Source organism: Dyadobacter pollutisoli, assembly GCF_026625565.1.
Taxonomy (GTDB): domain Bacteria; phylum Bacteroidota; class Bacteroidia; order Cytophagales; family Spirosomataceae; genus Dyadobacter; species Dyadobacter pollutisoli.
This window is the reverse complement of the sequence record NZ_CP112998.1, coordinates 2,713,459-2,727,330: the sequence shown is the minus strand read 5'-3', so window position 1 is coordinate 2,727,330 and position 13,872 is coordinate 2,713,459. Positions and strand designations below refer to the sequence as shown.

The window sequence follows — 13,872 nt, the reverse complement described above, 5'->3', positions numbered from 1 at the left end:
AAAAACTGCGTGCAGGAGAATGAAAATGTATTTGAAATAATAAAATTGAAAGTAATGCTTAGAGAAGAATTGAAGAAGCTGCTGTTTGAGGGAACGGTGATTCCTGCGCATCCGCTTGCATTGAATGCGAACCTGCAACTGGACGAAAAAAGGCAGAGGGGCTTGACCAGATATTACATGGCGAGTGGGGCAGGAGGAGTGGCGATAGGCGTGCACACTACCCAGTTCGAGATCCGTGATCCGGAGGTTAACCTGTTTGAAAAAGTGCTCCAAATCACTGCTGATGAGATAGATACGGCGCATCTGAACAGGCCGTTTATTAAGGTAGCCGGTGTTTGCGGATTGACCGATCAGGCTGTAAATGAAGCCAATATTGCCGTGAAATATGGCTATGATATGGGCCTGGTGAGCATGGCTGCATTCAAAAACGAGCCTGAGTCGGACATTATTGAGCACATTAAAACCGTCGCGCAAATCATCCCCGTTTTTGGCTTTTACCTCCAAGCTGCGATCGGCGGCCGGGTGTATAGCTACGATTTCTGGCAACAGTTTGCTGAAATCCCGAATGTGCTGGCCATTAAAGTGGCGGCTTTTAACCGGTACCAGACGCTGGACGTGGTGCGGGCAGTTTGCAACTCGTCACGAAAAGACGAAATCGCATTGTACACCGGTAATGACGATAACATTGTCGCCGACCTGATCACACCTTACCGTTTTAATATCAATGGTAAAATAGTCGAGAAAGGCTTTGTAGGAGGGCTTTTGGGACACTGGGCGGTGTGGACGGAAAGGGCAGTCGGGCTGCTTTCGACCATTAAAACGACCATTAAAAATAAGGAAGACCTCTCTAAATTATTGACCCTGAATGTAGAGGTGACTGATATGAATGCTGCTATTTTTGATCCGTCGCATGACTTCCACGGGTGTATCACGGGTGTACATGAGGTGTTGCGTAGGCAGGGATTGCTGGAAGGAATATGGACGCTGAACCCAAAGGAAAGCCTTTCGCCGGGACAATCTGAGGAAATTACGAGGGTGACGGAAGCTTACCCGCACCTGATCGACGATGATTTTGTGGCGAGACTTGGCAAGTCTTGAAGACTTACCAAGTCTCATTCCTCAGATCTGTTTGATCGCCTTGAAGATCTCAGCGTGAGGCTGTTCTCCTTCAAAAGTTTTCACCAGATTCCCTTTTTTGTCATAAATAGCAATGTACGGGAAGGAGCGGATCTGGTAGTAGCGCTGCACCAGGTAGGAAGTCCCTTCCGTTCCTACTTTGATATTTGGATAAGAGCCTAAGCGATACTGGGTTACAAACGGTTTCAGCATATCCATCGCCTGAAATGTCACCATAACGACCTGCTTGTTGGCGATGACATTATAGTTTTTGATCATGTCTTTAGTAAAATCCTGACAATGATCACAGTCCGGCGAAAAGTAGATTAATACGACCGGGCCGGCTGCAAGCTGTGAGGACGTAAACTGCTGGCCGTTGGTAAGGCGGATCTGAAATGGCGCGATTTTACCCGTGCCAGCGGCTGATTGAGAGTAACTTGTGATGCTGGCTGCCAGCATCAAGAAAAGGATAGCTAATTTTCGGTTCATTATGTTGCGACTCATTAATTCTAAGAATCTGCAAGATATTAATCTTTTGAAGTACTAGCTCTCTACCTTTTCAGTTACTTTTTCAAAAATGTTACGTAGTTGGAACGTATGTCTTTTGGAATGAGCGATAATGAAGGAAAGCCATTCAACCCGCGTGAGTTCTCCCAAATTGGGAAAACGAAAGCTCATGCAGGTCAAAGTCAGGTCCTCGGTACCGGCGACTGCTGCGATCTGTGATCTTTTCTTTGTAAAGCTGGCCAGTAATTGTTGCTGGTCATGCGGGCCTTCGGAAGGTATAATGAAGGATGGCGCCTGCATTTTCGTGCTGAAATCCAGAAAAATAGAATTGATAATGGCTACTTTTTCATCGCTTGCGCGCTTTTCATGGGCTGTGGGGCCGAGTAATATATCGGGCAGGCCGGCTTCCGATTTCAACACATGTTCGGCGACCTGTCCGGCGGTCCAGCTACCCTCAAACGGCACGATATTGACCTGTTCGGCTTCAAAAGCCGATAATACTTTCAGAAAGTCGTGGGTAGTTTCGTCGAGGTCTTTTAGGATGTCAGTGGTTTTCATGATTTGTTGATGATTAGCGTTGCACGTTCAGTTTTCCGAGAAGTCCTTGATTTTTGCCAGCGCTTTGTCCCAGGCCGCCGACATCATCTCGAAATATTCGCTACCCATATCGCTTTCAATATCCAGACGAATGTTGTCGCCGTTTTCCGTTAGCCAATAGCATTCGCGGAAGCCTTTTACAAGCTGTGCATCAGGGCTTTCGAAATCTTCAATTCCATTTCTTATCATTCCGGTGTATTCGATAATGAGCTCTTCTCCGGGTTTGTTGGACTCGATAATGCCAATGATACCGCTTTTGCTATCGTCCTGAAACACGACTTTGCTTCCCTCGTTCCAATCAGTTTCAGCATAAGTTCCAGCGCTGAATTCCGCATACCACTGGCGCGAATAATGGTCGTCCATTAAGACATTCCATATTTTTTCTTTGGGAGCGTGAATGTCAATCGATTTTTTAATGAGCATCGTTTCCATGTTGTTTTGGTTTTTAGTTTGAAGTAAATTGATTTTACAGGCTTTTATTTTTCAAGACTTTCATGTGGTTCAGGCTAAGTAAGTTCTGTGGATCAGTAACTATGCAAACGTACTGGTATTTATCGAAAAAAATGGGGTGTAAACATGTCAAATAAAGGGGTTGAATGCGACATAGTATTTGTTTACTTTTGGTTTATGAAGCATATATCAGTTCTTGTTCCAAAGGGCGATGCAGCCCTCGGAACCATTGAAGGGCCTTTTAAATTCTTTTCCTTCGTCAATGATTTTCTGACCGCTATGGGAAGAGAACCTGCTTTTAAAGTGCAATTGGTAGGTTTATCTTCGGAAATTCAAAAATATAGTGGTGTCTTTGGCGTCTCACCCGATGCTACCATCCACAATCTCGAAAAAACAGATCTGGTGATCATTCCGGCGGTGAATGGAGACCGGGATAGTGTGATAGAGATGAACCACGAGTTTTTTCCATGGATTACCAAGCAGCATAATACCGGCGCGGAAGTGGCCAGCCTTTGCGTGGGAGCCTTTTTGCTAGCAGCAACGGGTCTTCTCAATGGTAAAAACTGTACGACACACTGGATGTCGGCAGGAGATTTCAAAAGGATGTTTCCGGAGATCAATCTGATGGATGACCGCATTATTACCGATGAAAATGGTGTCTATACCAGCGGAGGGGCCAATTCTTTCTGGAACTTGCTGGTTTATCTCGTTGAAAAATATGTGGACCGCGAAATGGCGATCTACACTACCAAGTTTTTCATGATCGAGATCGACCGGAACACGCAGTCTCCTTTTATTATGTTCACCGGCCAGAAGGGACATGAAGATGAAACCGTCAGAAAGGCTCAGGAATTTATTGAAAAGAGTTTTCAGGACAGGATCACAGTCGATCAGCTATCGGAAATGTTTGCAGTTGGACGCCGGAGTTTCGAGCGCAGGTTCAAGAAGGCGACTTCCAATTCTGTGATTGAATATATTCAGCGGGTCAAAATCGAGGCCGCCAAAAAGAGCTTTGAGGTGAGCCGGAAAAATGTTACGGAACTGATGTACGAGGTAGGTTATACGGACACCAAGGCTTTTCGTAGCACATTCAAAAAGATTACCGGGTTGTCGCCTGTGGAATACCGCAATAAATACAACAGAAGCGCCATGAGTGCCTGATAATGCTCTTAAAACCTTGGGGCTGATCCTCAGTTTTAAGAGCACAATGTTTCGTTTTGTATGTTTTCGAAGTGTAAAATGTCACGCAGAATAGGCAGTTTCTGACTGTTTTTTGTGATAGAAAATATAGGAACCGGCAATCAGTACGAGCCCAATAATAAGACCTGCCCACATTTTCGGACCGTCGCCAAATGACAAATGCGAGTAAATAGCGCCGATCAGATCGTATGAAAGCCCCGCATAAGCCCATTCTTTCAGCTTTGGATAACCCGGAATGAGTATTGCAATAATCCCCAGCAGCTTTGCAACACCAAGAAAGGGTACCAGATAAACCGGGTAGCCAATCCTTGTAATGTGCTCCACTGCCTCCGGTGCCGAAATAGCATCGAATACTGAGCCTATTCCGAGCAATGCGGCCACCAGGCCAGTGAAAACCCAGTAGATAGTTTTGGTTTTTTTCATGGTAATAAGTAGTTAAAAGGTAGAATGGAGGCAAATTGACTGCGTTATTGGTACTTGACAAGCCTTACCGAGCTGCCTTTGCGACGAGGACTGATATCATCCATAATTTCAGCGGCGAAACCGAAATCATGTAATAACCGGATCAGGGAGGATGACCTGATATGAGGACTGTCGCACCTGACCGTCAGGACTTTGTCGCAGTCTTCAAGGTCGAAACAGGCACAATACCCAACGAATGACCTGTGAATCTGGTCAATCAGGAGCTTGGCTTGAACGTGTTGCTGCACATTTGTTTTAAAAACTTCTACCATGTCGCTATCGTTGTTAACAGGCTTCAATCTTTACTTTCTCATGAGTGAATGTGGCGCGGGCCGTCACTCAATAGGTTGAAATAAAGCCACATATATGTTTTTGATCGGCGGATATTTCAGTACAACAAACTAAACAGGATTAGCTCAATAAAATAGATGCGATTTGCGACATTAAAAGGGGGGGATTGTGACAATCGGGAGTTTTTGCGGGAGGAGGTAGGAAGATTGTCATTGATAATGGGCCCAGGGCTTCCGATTTGCAGGTCCACGCGCTGTATGCTGGCCAGGTATCAATTGAGATCAAAACGGGGGTGGGACTGCATTTGATCCGGGACCTTGCCAAAGCGATATCCTGCCATATCTCCGTAAAGCCCAATGCGGACAGGGGAATGGCGTTCAGGCTCGCATTCATCAATAATGCTGCTAAATTGCCACGTCTGACTTTAATGCCCTGATGTAGGTCGTAAAAGTGCCGTAATCAACGGGCAGAATGGAGGACTGGTCGGGGAATGTATGGCCGAACAGGCCAACAAAAAGTGGAATGGGCAGGGTGGCATCGGCGCCGATGTCGGTGGTTTTCAATTCTAAGGTTTTCAGAAAAGTCCTGTTCACATGAATGCTGAAATCGGACCAACCGCAATGAAATGTGGATGCGCAGGTATTACAAGTCCAGAGCTGATTGCTGTTCTCATCACCACCGCTGATTTCCTGAATTTGAAAGTGCTTCCCCGCCAGACTGATAAAGCCCTCTGTTTCACTTGCGTAAAATGATTTTCGGAAATCAACGCAATCTAGGCCAACGATTTGTCTGAACCTTGGGAACGCGCACGGGCATGCAAGTGAATTGTAGAAATCGAGCGTTTCGTCGAGGTACTGCCAGAGCTTGTCCGTATTTTCCTTAATCATCTGGACACGATCGGGGCCTGCCGTCCTATTTTCAGTGGGAGTGGTGGTACTGAATATTTTCTGAAAGAAATTCATTTGCGCCGGAATTTGCAGTTGGATGTGCGCGCAATAAAACGGTTTGGCATAATAATCGGTCAAAACATTTATCCAACGGGTTCAATTTCCCCAGGCAGTTATTACAAGGTTTCTTGGCCCGCCCTGATCACGGTGTTCGCACAAGTAGATGCCTTGCCAGATACCTAATGCAAACTTCCCGTTTCGGATCGGTATCATGACAGAGCTGCCTAATAATGAGGCTTTCAAATGCGCCGGCATATCATCCGAGCCTTCGTAGTCATGCTGATAGTCAGGATCATTTTCAGGGACAGCCTTGTTGAAATACATTTCAAAATCTTTCCTCACCGTCGGGTCCGCATTCTCATTAATGGTCAGAGAGGCGGAGGTATGTTGAATGAAAACCTGACATATACCTGAATTGATCCCGGAAATCTGCGGTAAAGCACGCATTATTTCACCGGTAATCAGGTGAAAACCCCTTCTTTTCTCCCTCAATTGAATGCTTTGCTGGAATATATTCATATTGTGTCTGCCGCTTTTTACCTGCAAGAAAACACAAATCCGCTTATTTTAGTACCCGAAAATAAATATGTGTGACTCCTGGGGATTCCGTGAGGCTGTACTTTTCAAGTTCAGTTTGTTCTTTACTAATTGTTTCAAATAGTCGGGTGCCGCCATTGAGCAGGACATGGGCAATGTGAATATGCAGTTCGTCAGCAAGACCTTTTTTCAGGTATTGCTGAATGGTACCCGCGCCGCCCATGATCCATACATTCTTGCCGTCCGCAGCTTTTTTGGCCGCATTCAATGCATCTTCCGGCCCGGTGGTAATGTAGGTAAATCCATCCACAGCAACCTCGGGCACCTCATTAATCAAAACGAACGTGGGTACTTTGAAAGGACTGGTACCTCCCCAGGCTTCCGGAATGGCGGTGGCGTAGGTACGTCCGCCCGTGATGACTGACCCGGAGCTGCTCAGTAAATCATTCACAAGTTTTTCATCCGCCGGTGTCTTGTCTTTAAAAAGCCAATCGTGCAGCCGCTCGCCACCGATGCCCAATGGTGTCTCCAATGATACTTGCGGGCCGGCCGTGTATCCGTCCAGGGACATGGTGATGTCCATAATTACTTTTTGCATGGCTGATCCGGTTGATTTTCAAAGCGAGCTAACTACATGTATTTCATTGCAGGATAATTAAGAAGTCTCCGCCAAAGCGCTATCTGACCAATCACATTCGCTTCACGATAGGAGATAAAGGTGATGAGATCGTACAGCGGGAACGTCATATCAGGCCCCATTTGAATGGCTTTTCCAAGCTCTTCGTCCGTCAAATTGATAAGGGCTTCTTTCAACAACGGGGAAATGGCTTCCCAATCTTTTCTGAAAACATCCAACGAAGGGTATTTGACATCATCCTGAATCCCCTTGTTGTTTTTGAAAAGCTCAGAGGAAGTTTGCTGCTGGTCCACACCCAGTATCCGGGCAAGTTCATAGCGCTGCTCTACCAGGCTGCCCGCTAGCCAGGCAATGTGATTGGCTTTGGTGTTCAGCCGGTTATGCGTATCGTCGTCAGAAATTCCGTCGAGGACATTTCTGAAATAGGTCGTCTGCATATCATATAGTGAAATGATAGCATACAGTTTGCTGCTTTTTAAGTTTTCCATTTGATTTTTAATTGTTGAAATAATGAATTAAGAAACTTACTCCTGGATGACGGAAAGGATATTTCCGGCAGGATCGGTAAACCATGCGACTGTCGGTCCGTCGCCTCGTGAAATGTTATTTGCGTCTGTTTTGAGACCCGGATAGTCGTAGCTCTCAAATTTTACCCCGCGTTCTTTCAGCGTTTTTACGGCTTCTTCAATGTCGGTGACAGGAAAATTGAGCACCGTAAATGTTGCTGGCTCGTGATTGGGCTTCTCGTAGATAATGACCTCGTAGCCGCCGAAAATGTGTAATTTGAGAAGTGGCATTTCCGCCATATCTGAAACTTCAAGATCCAGGATGTCTCCATAAAACTGTTTTGCACTGGATAGGTTATCTACCGAAAACCCACTGAATGCTTTGGTTTTTCTAAACATGATGATTTTTAGTTTGTCGTGAATAATGATTCTAAGCAATTTCCGCATCGTAGGCAGTCTCCGGTTTTTTGTAAACCAATGAAAGCTGATGGTAGGCTGCTGATTGCATGGCGATCAGGGTGACGATCAAACCGACGATTCCGGTAACAATAAATAGAAGTGCCAGCCCGCGGTCCGTCCCCGTGCCAAACCAGGAACCGATAAGCCCGGCTCCCCGGCCGGTGGTCATAAATGGAATAAAAACGTACTTGGCGATAGGACCGATCATGAACGCCGTCAGTGGAGATGCAGCCTGCTCAATGCTTTGCGCAAAACCAAAAACACGGCCCTGACGCTCGGGTGGTATTACTTTCTGAAGAATGGTTTGCTCAGTGGCTTCTACCACCGGTATGAGGCATAAGTAGGCGAACATGCCCACGCCCAGGAGCACAATGGAGGCCTGCACGGGAAAAATGATACATACGATCCACATGGCAATGTTGGAAAGAAACAGGGTTCTCAGTGGTTTTGGCCCAAGTCCTTTTTTGGCGACAATGAGCCCGCCAACAATAAAACCCATACTCAGCACTCCCCAGAGCAGCCCCCAGGTTTGTACGGAAACAAGAGAAAGGCCGTAGGCGTCCATCAGGGACATAAATACGCCGCCGAGGAAGTTGTTGAAAGTATTGAAAAATATCAACCCGAAAAGTCCCGGCACCAATCCCACAGCCGCGATCGTACCACGGATGTCAATGCTTTCCATGTGCGATTCGGTGTGTACAATGCCTTTTTCAGGAATAGAGACCGTGGTTAAGTGGATTAGCACCAGGACCGTGAGCGCAACAGCAAGTATCATCATCCACTGAATGCCCATGAAGCCGATCACCAGCCCGCTGAAAATAGAAGCGATCAAAAACGAAACACCATTCACAGTGCCGACCATGCCGTTTGCTTTATCACGGCTTTCCTCCGGGATCAGAATGGTGACGACCGTTGAAAGCGCAATCGAGCGAATGTTACCGGTAATGGCACCAAACAGGCAGAGCGTAATGAAAAGCCATAAATAAACGCTGGAATCGTCCTTGAAAGTGGTTGCCGGAGTGGTCATATAGATCACCAGTGCCAGCAAATACAGAATCAATGTTGCGATGCCGGACAGCATCATGGAGGTTTTCTTTTTGTACCGATCTACGAGAGATCCCAGAAAAAATCCTGAAATAGCGACAGTAGCGAGGTACACACCCGCCATAACCGATGTGGCCAGCACTGACTTCGTTTCCAGATAGACCCAGAATGTAACAGCAAACCAGACCGAATTGTTGGTCAGCGAAGCAGCAAGGGAATTAGCCAGTACGGCATAAAAGGTTTTCATGGCTTTTTTTCGGTTACATCTTGAAATTGAGACAATTTCCAATCCCGATATGCAAAATTACCCAATACCACTTTTACAGTAGGTGGCAGTATAGGACAATTTAAGGGTGGAATTGTGCCAATGAAAGAGATAGCCGTCAAAAGACGTTATGCGATCATTTTGGTTCTACCCTTTTCGGCGTGGCCGGTATAGTACCCTGCGGCTGGTTCGGCGACTGTATGGATTGTATCTGTGATGGTGATCTTTGAGCATGCGTTGGCTGCGTCGTGTTGATCGGCTGGCCTGGTGTGTTTTGATGTGTCGGTGATACCGGTTGCATCGTTGTGGTGGTAGTGCTGGTTTGAACAGGGGTTACTGTCGAAGTCTGGCCGGTAGCGTTCGTGGTGCTGGCCGGATTCTGTTGCAGCTGCTGAATAACTTCCGTTTCTGATGTAGAAAGTACCTGCTGAGGCTGGGTAGCCGCATCTGGCTGATATCTTTCCGGGAAGGTCCTGCTATCCTGATTGGTACTAACTTTTGGTACCTGGCCCGGCTGTGTGGCCTGTGCAGGCTGTGGCGTTACGGGCACCCCTGAAATCTGTACGGCGCCTGCGGGGGCGATTTGTCCCGTAGGTTTTGGCTGATAACCGGCAAAAGGCCTGGCAGACTGCCCAGCAGCCGGTCTGGCGATTTGCCCGGTAGGAGCGGGCTGGGTTCTGGATTGTGCGGTGGAATGTTCCGCGGTAAGGGTAAGGAGGAAAGCGGCTGTTATCAGGCTTGCAATTTTCATGTGTGTCCTGTTTTAATGGATCAATAATTTCAACGCTATGCTTGTACTAAGGTAGTTATTAAAATTATTCCACAAAAAATCAGCCTTTATTTAAGCAGACTCCCTCGACCAGAGAAATGATTCGCTCACGTAATGTGAACTATTTCTTCGGTCAGGGGAGATTTTGCTCATGGCTAATAGTATTTTCTAGTCTCTCGCCCAGAAGAACGGAGGCTGTACGCCCAGCGATCGCAGATACACATATCCTTGTGCGCGGTGGTGGATCTCATTGTCTATCAGATAGAGAATTGTGGCGTAAATGGTATTCTCATATTGACCAAAAGCCGATTCCACTTCCTGAAAACGAGCTTCTGGAATTTGTGGCCATAAATGGTCGATGTATTCGGTAACCAGGTCCCACAGCTGCAAAATCTCTGCTTTGGTCGCAGGTGCGGGTGTGCTGTGATCCAGTACCGGCTCGCTGAAAGTCCAGTCGCCGTAGGCAACGCCGCGGATGCCGGGAGCTGCCAGACCAATCATTTCCATAACCAGTTCGGAGAAAGTGCGCATGCCGCCAATCGAATAATCATAAAGTTTATCCTCAGGAAATGCCTCAATAGTCTTGCGGGTAAGGCGACGATGGCCCTGCCAGTGTTCCAACAATGTCTTGGACGAGATAACGCCCGCAATAAGATCGATTTCGCTGTTTTGAATGCTTTTAGTTTCCATGTCAAAGGTCTTTTTATGTTTAAAGTTTGATAACAATACAAACTAAACACACCCAAGTGACAGCCGTATGTCAGCAGGTTTTTTGCCATGGAAGTTTTTTTTGAAAATCGACGATTGACCGCCGACTATCGACAAAACAGACATTCAATGGTCAATGGTCATCGGTCCATGGTCAAATTCCCATCAAGCTTATACACCTTCCCTTTGACGGTCGCGAATGTGGCTACTTTGTTGCCGTACCGTACTTTGCAGGCGTTTCCAGTTTTTGAGAGAATGTGGATCGTTGTCAGTTTGCCTTCTTTCCATTCCAATGTCAATTCAAATCCGCCCCTGGCGCAAAGTCCGCTGATCTTTCCGTCGGGCAAGCTGGCTGGTAATGCGGGTAGCAAGTGAAGTTCGCCCAAATGACTCTGTACCAACAGTTCCAGTATCCCTGCCGCGCCGCCAAAGTTTCCATCGATCTGGAATGGCGGGTGCGCATCGAAAAGATTAGGGTAGGAGCCTCCTCCGGACATTTTTTGGGATGCATCGATCACTGGATTAAACAGTTTGCGGATCATCGTATAAGCATGTTCGGCATCGAGGAAGCGGGCCCAGTAGTTGATTTTCCACGCCAGGCTCCAACCCGTACCATCATCACCCCTGAATTGAAGCGATTTTTTGGCAGCCTGGATCAGGTCAGGTGTTTTGGAAGGCGTGATTTCTTCGCCCGGGTATACGCCCCAGAGGTGGGAAACGTGCCGGTGATGACTTGCAGAATCGTCCAGGTCGGTCATCCATTCCTGTAATTGTCCGTACTTGCCAATGTGGTTTGGGGCTATTTGTTCCATTGTTTTGCCAAGCCGTGACGCAAATTCAATGTCGGTTTTCAGTATCGCGGACGTCGCAATGCAGGCGCGGAAAAGGCCACGTATGATCTGATGATCCATCGTAGGACCCGCAACGAGTCCGCCATTTTCGGGAGAATTGGAAGGCGAGCTGATCAGTTTTCCGCTGACCGGATCTTTCACCAGAAAATCCAGGAAGAATGTCGCCGCGCCTTTCATGAGCGGGTAGGCCGTATTTTTCAGGAATTCTTCATCCTGCGTAAACCGGTAATGTTCCCAGAGGTGCAGGCTCAGCCAGGCACCGCCCGTCACCCATATTCCATGATCCGAGGCATTAATAGGCGCTGCCCCACGCCAGATATCAGTGTTATGGTGCAGGACCCAGCCTTTTGCATTATAATGTTCCTTCGCAACCTCGCTACCGGTTTGCGACACATCCCTGATCATTGAAAACAAAGGCTCATGGCATTCACTGAGATTCGTCATCTCCACCGGCCAGTAATTCATTTCTGTGTTAATGTTGACGGTATACTTGCTGTCCCACGACGGATTGAGCTTGTGGTTCCAGATACCCTGTAAGTTGGCTGGCTGGGTACCTTTCCGGCTACTCGAAATCAACAGGTAGCGGGCAAATTGTACGTAAAGTGCAAGCAATGAGGGATCGTCTGGCTTTTCCTTAAAGCGTATCAGACGTTCGTTGGTAGGTAATGATGAATTGGTTTTGGAGGGAAGGACCAGGTGAAACCGGTTATATAATGACTGATAGTCAGTTAAATATACTTTCCTGGCCTGGTCGTAACCCGGTGCATTTGCTAGTATCCGGGCAGTTTTTTCGGACGGATTACCATCGACTTTGTTATAGTTCACAAAATTAGTGGCCGCAGTGAGCACTATGGTCGCCTGTGTGGCCTTGTCGACAGTAATCTTTCCATCAAGCTGGGTAAGGTCGCCGTCGGTAAGGACCTTGATCCTGGCCACGCCCTGCAACACTCCTTTGTCAACTTTTACTTCCAGCATCAGCTCATTACCATTCCCGGAAATTTTTTTAGCGGCGTGCAGTGCGTCTGTCCGAACCGAAAATCCAAGTTTACCTGCTTGACTACCAGTTAGTTTAATATAAATCGCTTTCGCCGGGTAACTTGCAAAAACCTCTCTTGAATAATTGACACCATTTGAATGATAAGCGACTTTGGCCAACCCGGTTGTCAGGTCCAACTCTCTTTGGTAGTCTGTGTAATCGTTGTGACCTGGAAAATCAATGTACAGATCGCCAAAAGCCTGATATGCCATTTGGCGCAATGGTTGCCCCATAAATTGTTCTGTCGCCAGGTTTTGGGCATCCTTTTGCTTCCCATCATTGAGCAGCGAACGAATTTCGCCCAGGTATTGATAAGCACCTTTGTGCGCATAACTCCTTGGTTCACCGGTCCAAAGGGTTTCTTCATTAAACTGTATCTGCTCGGTAGCCACGCCGCCGAAAACCATTGCGCCCAACGTGCCATTACCGATGGGAAGCGCATCCTCCCACTGTCCGGAAGGCTTTTTGTACCAAAGTTTTTGATCATACTGGCTAAAAGCGGCCGAAAAAGTAAAAAGCGAAAAGAGGATGACAGAAAGAATGTGTTTCATATTTTTTTGAAGTATTGCCTGTGAATCCGACGTGCTTTTCCAAACTCTTCCCGTACAACAAGATATTATTTGCTGAATGTCGATTCTTACGGGCATGCTTTTTGAAGAGAAATGGGCATCATTAAACAACTGAAAACATGGCTACTACAAAAAGTAACACACGTCAAAGTGATACAAATGACGCTTCTACCAGCACCAGAGATCACGATACAATCCGTTCCTGGGTGGAAAAAAGAGGTGGTAAACCTGCTACCGTTAAAGGTACCGGGAATTCGAAAGGTGATACAGGGATCCTTCGCATAGATTTCCCCGGATATACGGGCAAAGACACGCTGGAAGAAATCAGCTGGGAAGATTTTTTCGCAAAATTCGATGAAAGTAAACTGGAATTTCTTTACCAGGACAAAAGTAGTGACGGAAAAGAAAGTCGCTTCAACAAATTCGTATCAAGTAATTGAACCTGAGTCGGAAATCAAGCGTAATGTAAAAAAAACAAGAAGGCCGCAGCAATGCGGCCTTCTTGTTTTTTTTGCTCCGGGGCGTCTGATATGAGCAGTACTACCTATTAAAATGAGCATCAATTCCTATTCCTGGCCGTGGTTTGTCCTTCTAATTTTGTATCGTTCAATTAACACAAATTAGTCGGAAACAACTTGTTACATTAGCCATGAAAACGTATTCCAAAGAATTACTCAGAAACTACTTTTCCGGCGCTGTCATTGCGCTGGTACTAAGTCTCGGGTGTCAAACCGGTAAAAAAGCCGCGTACACGAAGAATGTAAATTACAGCGAGTGCGCAGGACACAAGACATCAAATTGTCCGCCACCTGCGGTTATCAAGGAAAAGTTAGATTTAAAAGGGACAGAAATCGTGGCCTTACTTGGGACTTTCAGATAATTCCTTCATTAAAACCATTATCAGTTTACATTCAAATAAAT

At 46.6% G+C, this 13,872-nt stretch carries 17 protein-coding genes; 3 read left to right on the top strand and 14 right to left on the bottom strand.

Annotated elements, in window-relative coordinates; translation table 11 throughout:
* Positions 1-54: 54 nt before the first annotated feature.
* Positions 55-1,098: a dihydrodipicolinate synthase family protein gene (locus ON006_RS11265; RefSeq protein WP_244819884.1), complete on the top strand. Its 1,044-nt coding sequence runs from the start codon at positions 55-57 to the stop codon at positions 1,096-1,098.
* Between the two features lie 21 nt (positions 1,099-1,119).
* Here ON006_RS11265 and ON006_RS11260 read toward each other — a convergent pair whose 3' ends face one another.
* From ON006_RS11260 to ON006_RS11250, 3 genes are read right to left on the bottom strand one after another with little or no spacing between them, the layout of a single operon-like run.
* Positions 1,120-1,605, bottom strand: coding sequence for a peroxiredoxin family protein (locus ON006_RS11260; protein ID WP_244819883.1), 486 nt, complete (start codon positions 1,603-1,605; stop codon positions 1,120-1,122).
* 54 nt (positions 1,606-1,659) lie between these two features.
* The gene (locus ON006_RS11255; RefSeq protein ID WP_244819882.1) at positions 1,660-2,181 is read right to left on the bottom strand and encodes a DinB family protein; all 522 of its coding nucleotides are present in this window, start codon (positions 2,179-2,181) and stop codon (positions 1,660-1,662) included.
* Positions 2,182-2,208: 27 nt separating this feature from the next.
* Positions 2,209-2,652, bottom strand: coding sequence for an SRPBCC family protein (locus ON006_RS11250; protein WP_244819881.1), 444 nt, complete (start codon positions 2,650-2,652; stop codon positions 2,209-2,211).
* A gap of 195 nt (positions 2,653-2,847) precedes the next feature.
* Between ON006_RS11250 and ON006_RS11245 the strand changes: the two genes are divergently transcribed.
* A complete protein-coding gene (locus ON006_RS11245) occupies positions 2,848-3,831 on the top strand; it encodes a GlxA family transcriptional regulator (RefSeq protein ID WP_244819880.1) in 984 nt (327 codons plus the stop codon).
* An 81-nt stretch (positions 3,832-3,912) separates the two neighbouring features.
* Here the strand turns inward: ON006_RS11245 and ON006_RS11240 are convergent, their stop codons facing one another.
* From ON006_RS11240 to ON006_RS11190, 11 genes are all read right to left on the bottom strand, one after another.
* Positions 3,913-4,293: a DoxX family protein gene (locus ON006_RS11240; protein WP_244819879.1), complete on the bottom strand. Its 381-nt coding sequence runs from the start codon at positions 4,291-4,293 to the stop codon at positions 3,913-3,915.
* Between the two features lie 44 nt (positions 4,294-4,337).
* Complete coding sequence (locus ON006_RS11235) at positions 4,338-4,604, bottom strand: hypothetical protein (protein WP_244819878.1); 267 nt, start codon at positions 4,602-4,604, stop codon at positions 4,338-4,340.
* Between the two features lie 423 nt (positions 4,605-5,027).
* A complete protein-coding gene (locus ON006_RS11230) occupies positions 5,028-5,585 on the bottom strand; it encodes a hypothetical protein (RefSeq protein WP_244819877.1) in 558 nt (185 codons plus the stop codon).
* Between the two features lie 81 nt (positions 5,586-5,666).
* Positions 5,667-6,089: a secondary thiamine-phosphate synthase enzyme YjbQ gene (locus ON006_RS11225; protein WP_244819876.1), complete on the bottom strand. Its 423-nt coding sequence runs from the start codon at positions 6,087-6,089 to the stop codon at positions 5,667-5,669.
* Between the two features lie 43 nt (positions 6,090-6,132).
* Positions 6,133-6,705, bottom strand: coding sequence for a dihydrofolate reductase family protein (locus tag ON006_RS11220; protein WP_244819875.1), 573 nt, complete (start codon positions 6,703-6,705; stop codon positions 6,133-6,135).
* Between the two features lie 32 nt (positions 6,706-6,737).
* Complete coding sequence (locus ON006_RS11215) at positions 6,738-7,232, bottom strand: DinB family protein (protein WP_244819874.1); 495 nt, start codon at positions 7,230-7,232, stop codon at positions 6,738-6,740.
* A gap of 36 nt (positions 7,233-7,268) precedes the next feature.
* A complete protein-coding gene (locus ON006_RS11210) occupies positions 7,269-7,649 on the bottom strand; it encodes a VOC family protein (protein ID WP_244819873.1) in 381 nt (126 codons plus the stop codon).
* A 31-nt stretch (positions 7,650-7,680) separates the two neighbouring features.
* Complete coding sequence (locus ON006_RS11205; protein ID WP_244819872.1) at positions 7,681-9,000, bottom strand: MFS transporter; 1,320 nt, start codon at positions 8,998-9,000, stop codon at positions 7,681-7,683.
* A 154-nt stretch (positions 9,001-9,154) separates the two neighbouring features.
* On the bottom strand, positions 9,155-9,769 hold the full coding sequence (locus ON006_RS11200; protein WP_244819871.1) for a hypothetical protein: 615 nt from the start codon (positions 9,767-9,769) through the stop codon (positions 9,155-9,157).
* A gap of 186 nt (positions 9,770-9,955) precedes the next feature.
* Positions 9,956-10,477: a DinB family protein gene (locus tag ON006_RS11195; RefSeq protein ID WP_244819870.1), complete on the bottom strand. Its 522-nt coding sequence runs from the start codon at positions 10,475-10,477 to the stop codon at positions 9,956-9,958.
* A 158-nt stretch (positions 10,478-10,635) separates the two neighbouring features.
* Positions 10,636-12,933: a glycoside hydrolase family 95 protein gene (locus ON006_RS11190; RefSeq protein WP_244819869.1), complete on the bottom strand. Its 2,298-nt coding sequence runs from the start codon at positions 12,931-12,933 to the stop codon at positions 10,636-10,638.
* A gap of 137 nt (positions 12,934-13,070) precedes the next feature.
* On the opposite strand from ON006_RS11190, the gene ON006_RS11185 reads away from it, so the two are divergent.
* On the top strand, positions 13,071-13,391 hold the full coding sequence (locus ON006_RS11185) for a hypothetical protein (protein ID WP_244819868.1): 321 nt from the start codon (positions 13,071-13,073) through the stop codon (positions 13,389-13,391).
* The last annotated feature ends 481 nt before the right edge of the window (positions 13,392-13,872 follow it).

What these genes read in the sequence shown, in the direction of transcription:
- ON006_RS11265 (WP_244819884.1), top strand. Translation starts at nt 55, where the DNA reads ATGCTTAGAGAAGAATTGAAGAAGCTGCTGTTTGAGGGAACGGTGATT.
- ON006_RS11260 (WP_244819883.1), bottom strand. Translation starts at nt 1,605, where the DNA reads ATGAACCGAAAATTAGCTATCCTTTTCTTGATGCTGGCAGCCAGCATC.
- ON006_RS11255 (WP_244819882.1), bottom strand. Translation starts at nt 2,181, where the DNA reads ATGAAAACCACTGACATCCTAAAAGACCTCGACGAAACTACCCACGAC.
- ON006_RS11250 (WP_244819881.1), bottom strand. Translation starts at nt 2,652, where the DNA reads ATGGAAACGATGCTCATTAAAAAATCGATTGACATTCACGCTCCCAAA.
- ON006_RS11245 (WP_244819880.1), top strand. Translation starts at nt 2,848, where the DNA reads ATGAAGCATATATCAGTTCTTGTTCCAAAGGGCGATGCAGCCCTCGGA.
- ON006_RS11240 (WP_244819879.1), bottom strand. Translation starts at nt 4,293, where the DNA reads ATGAAAAAAACCAAAACTATCTACTGGGTTTTCACTGGCCTGGTGGCC.
- ON006_RS11235 (WP_244819878.1), bottom strand. Translation starts at nt 4,604, where the DNA reads ATGGTAGAAGTTTTTAAAACAAATGTGCAGCAACACGTTCAAGCCAAG.
- ON006_RS11230 (WP_244819877.1), bottom strand. Translation starts at nt 5,585, where the DNA reads ATGAATTTCTTTCAGAAAATATTCAGTACCACCACTCCCACTGAAAAT.
- ON006_RS11225 (WP_244819876.1), bottom strand. Translation starts at nt 6,089, where the DNA reads ATGAATATATTCCAGCAAAGCATTCAATTGAGGGAGAAAAGAAGGGGT.
- ON006_RS11220 (WP_244819875.1), bottom strand. Translation starts at nt 6,705, where the DNA reads ATGCAAAAAGTAATTATGGACATCACCATGTCCCTGGACGGATACACG.
- ON006_RS11215 (WP_244819874.1), bottom strand. Translation starts at nt 7,232, where the DNA reads ATGGAAAACTTAAAAAGCAGCAAACTGTATGCTATCATTTCACTATAT.
- ON006_RS11210 (WP_244819873.1), bottom strand. Translation starts at nt 7,649, where the DNA reads ATGTTTAGAAAAACCAAAGCATTCAGTGGGTTTTCGGTAGATAACCTA.
- ON006_RS11205 (WP_244819872.1), bottom strand. Translation starts at nt 9,000, where the DNA reads ATGAAAACCTTTTATGCCGTACTGGCTAATTCCCTTGCTGCTTCGCTG.
- ON006_RS11200 (WP_244819871.1), bottom strand. Translation starts at nt 9,769, where the DNA reads ATGAAAATTGCAAGCCTGATAACAGCCGCTTTCCTCCTTACCCTTACC.
- ON006_RS11195 (WP_244819870.1), bottom strand. Translation starts at nt 10,477, where the DNA reads ATGGAAACTAAAAGCATTCAAAACAGCGAAATCGATCTTATTGCGGGC.
- ON006_RS11190 (WP_244819869.1), bottom strand. Translation starts at nt 12,933, where the DNA reads ATGAAACACATTCTTTCTGTCATCCTCTTTTCGCTTTTTACTTTTTCG.
- ON006_RS11185 (WP_244819868.1), top strand. Translation starts at nt 13,071, where the DNA reads ATGGCTACTACAAAAAGTAACACACGTCAAAGTGATACAAATGACGCT.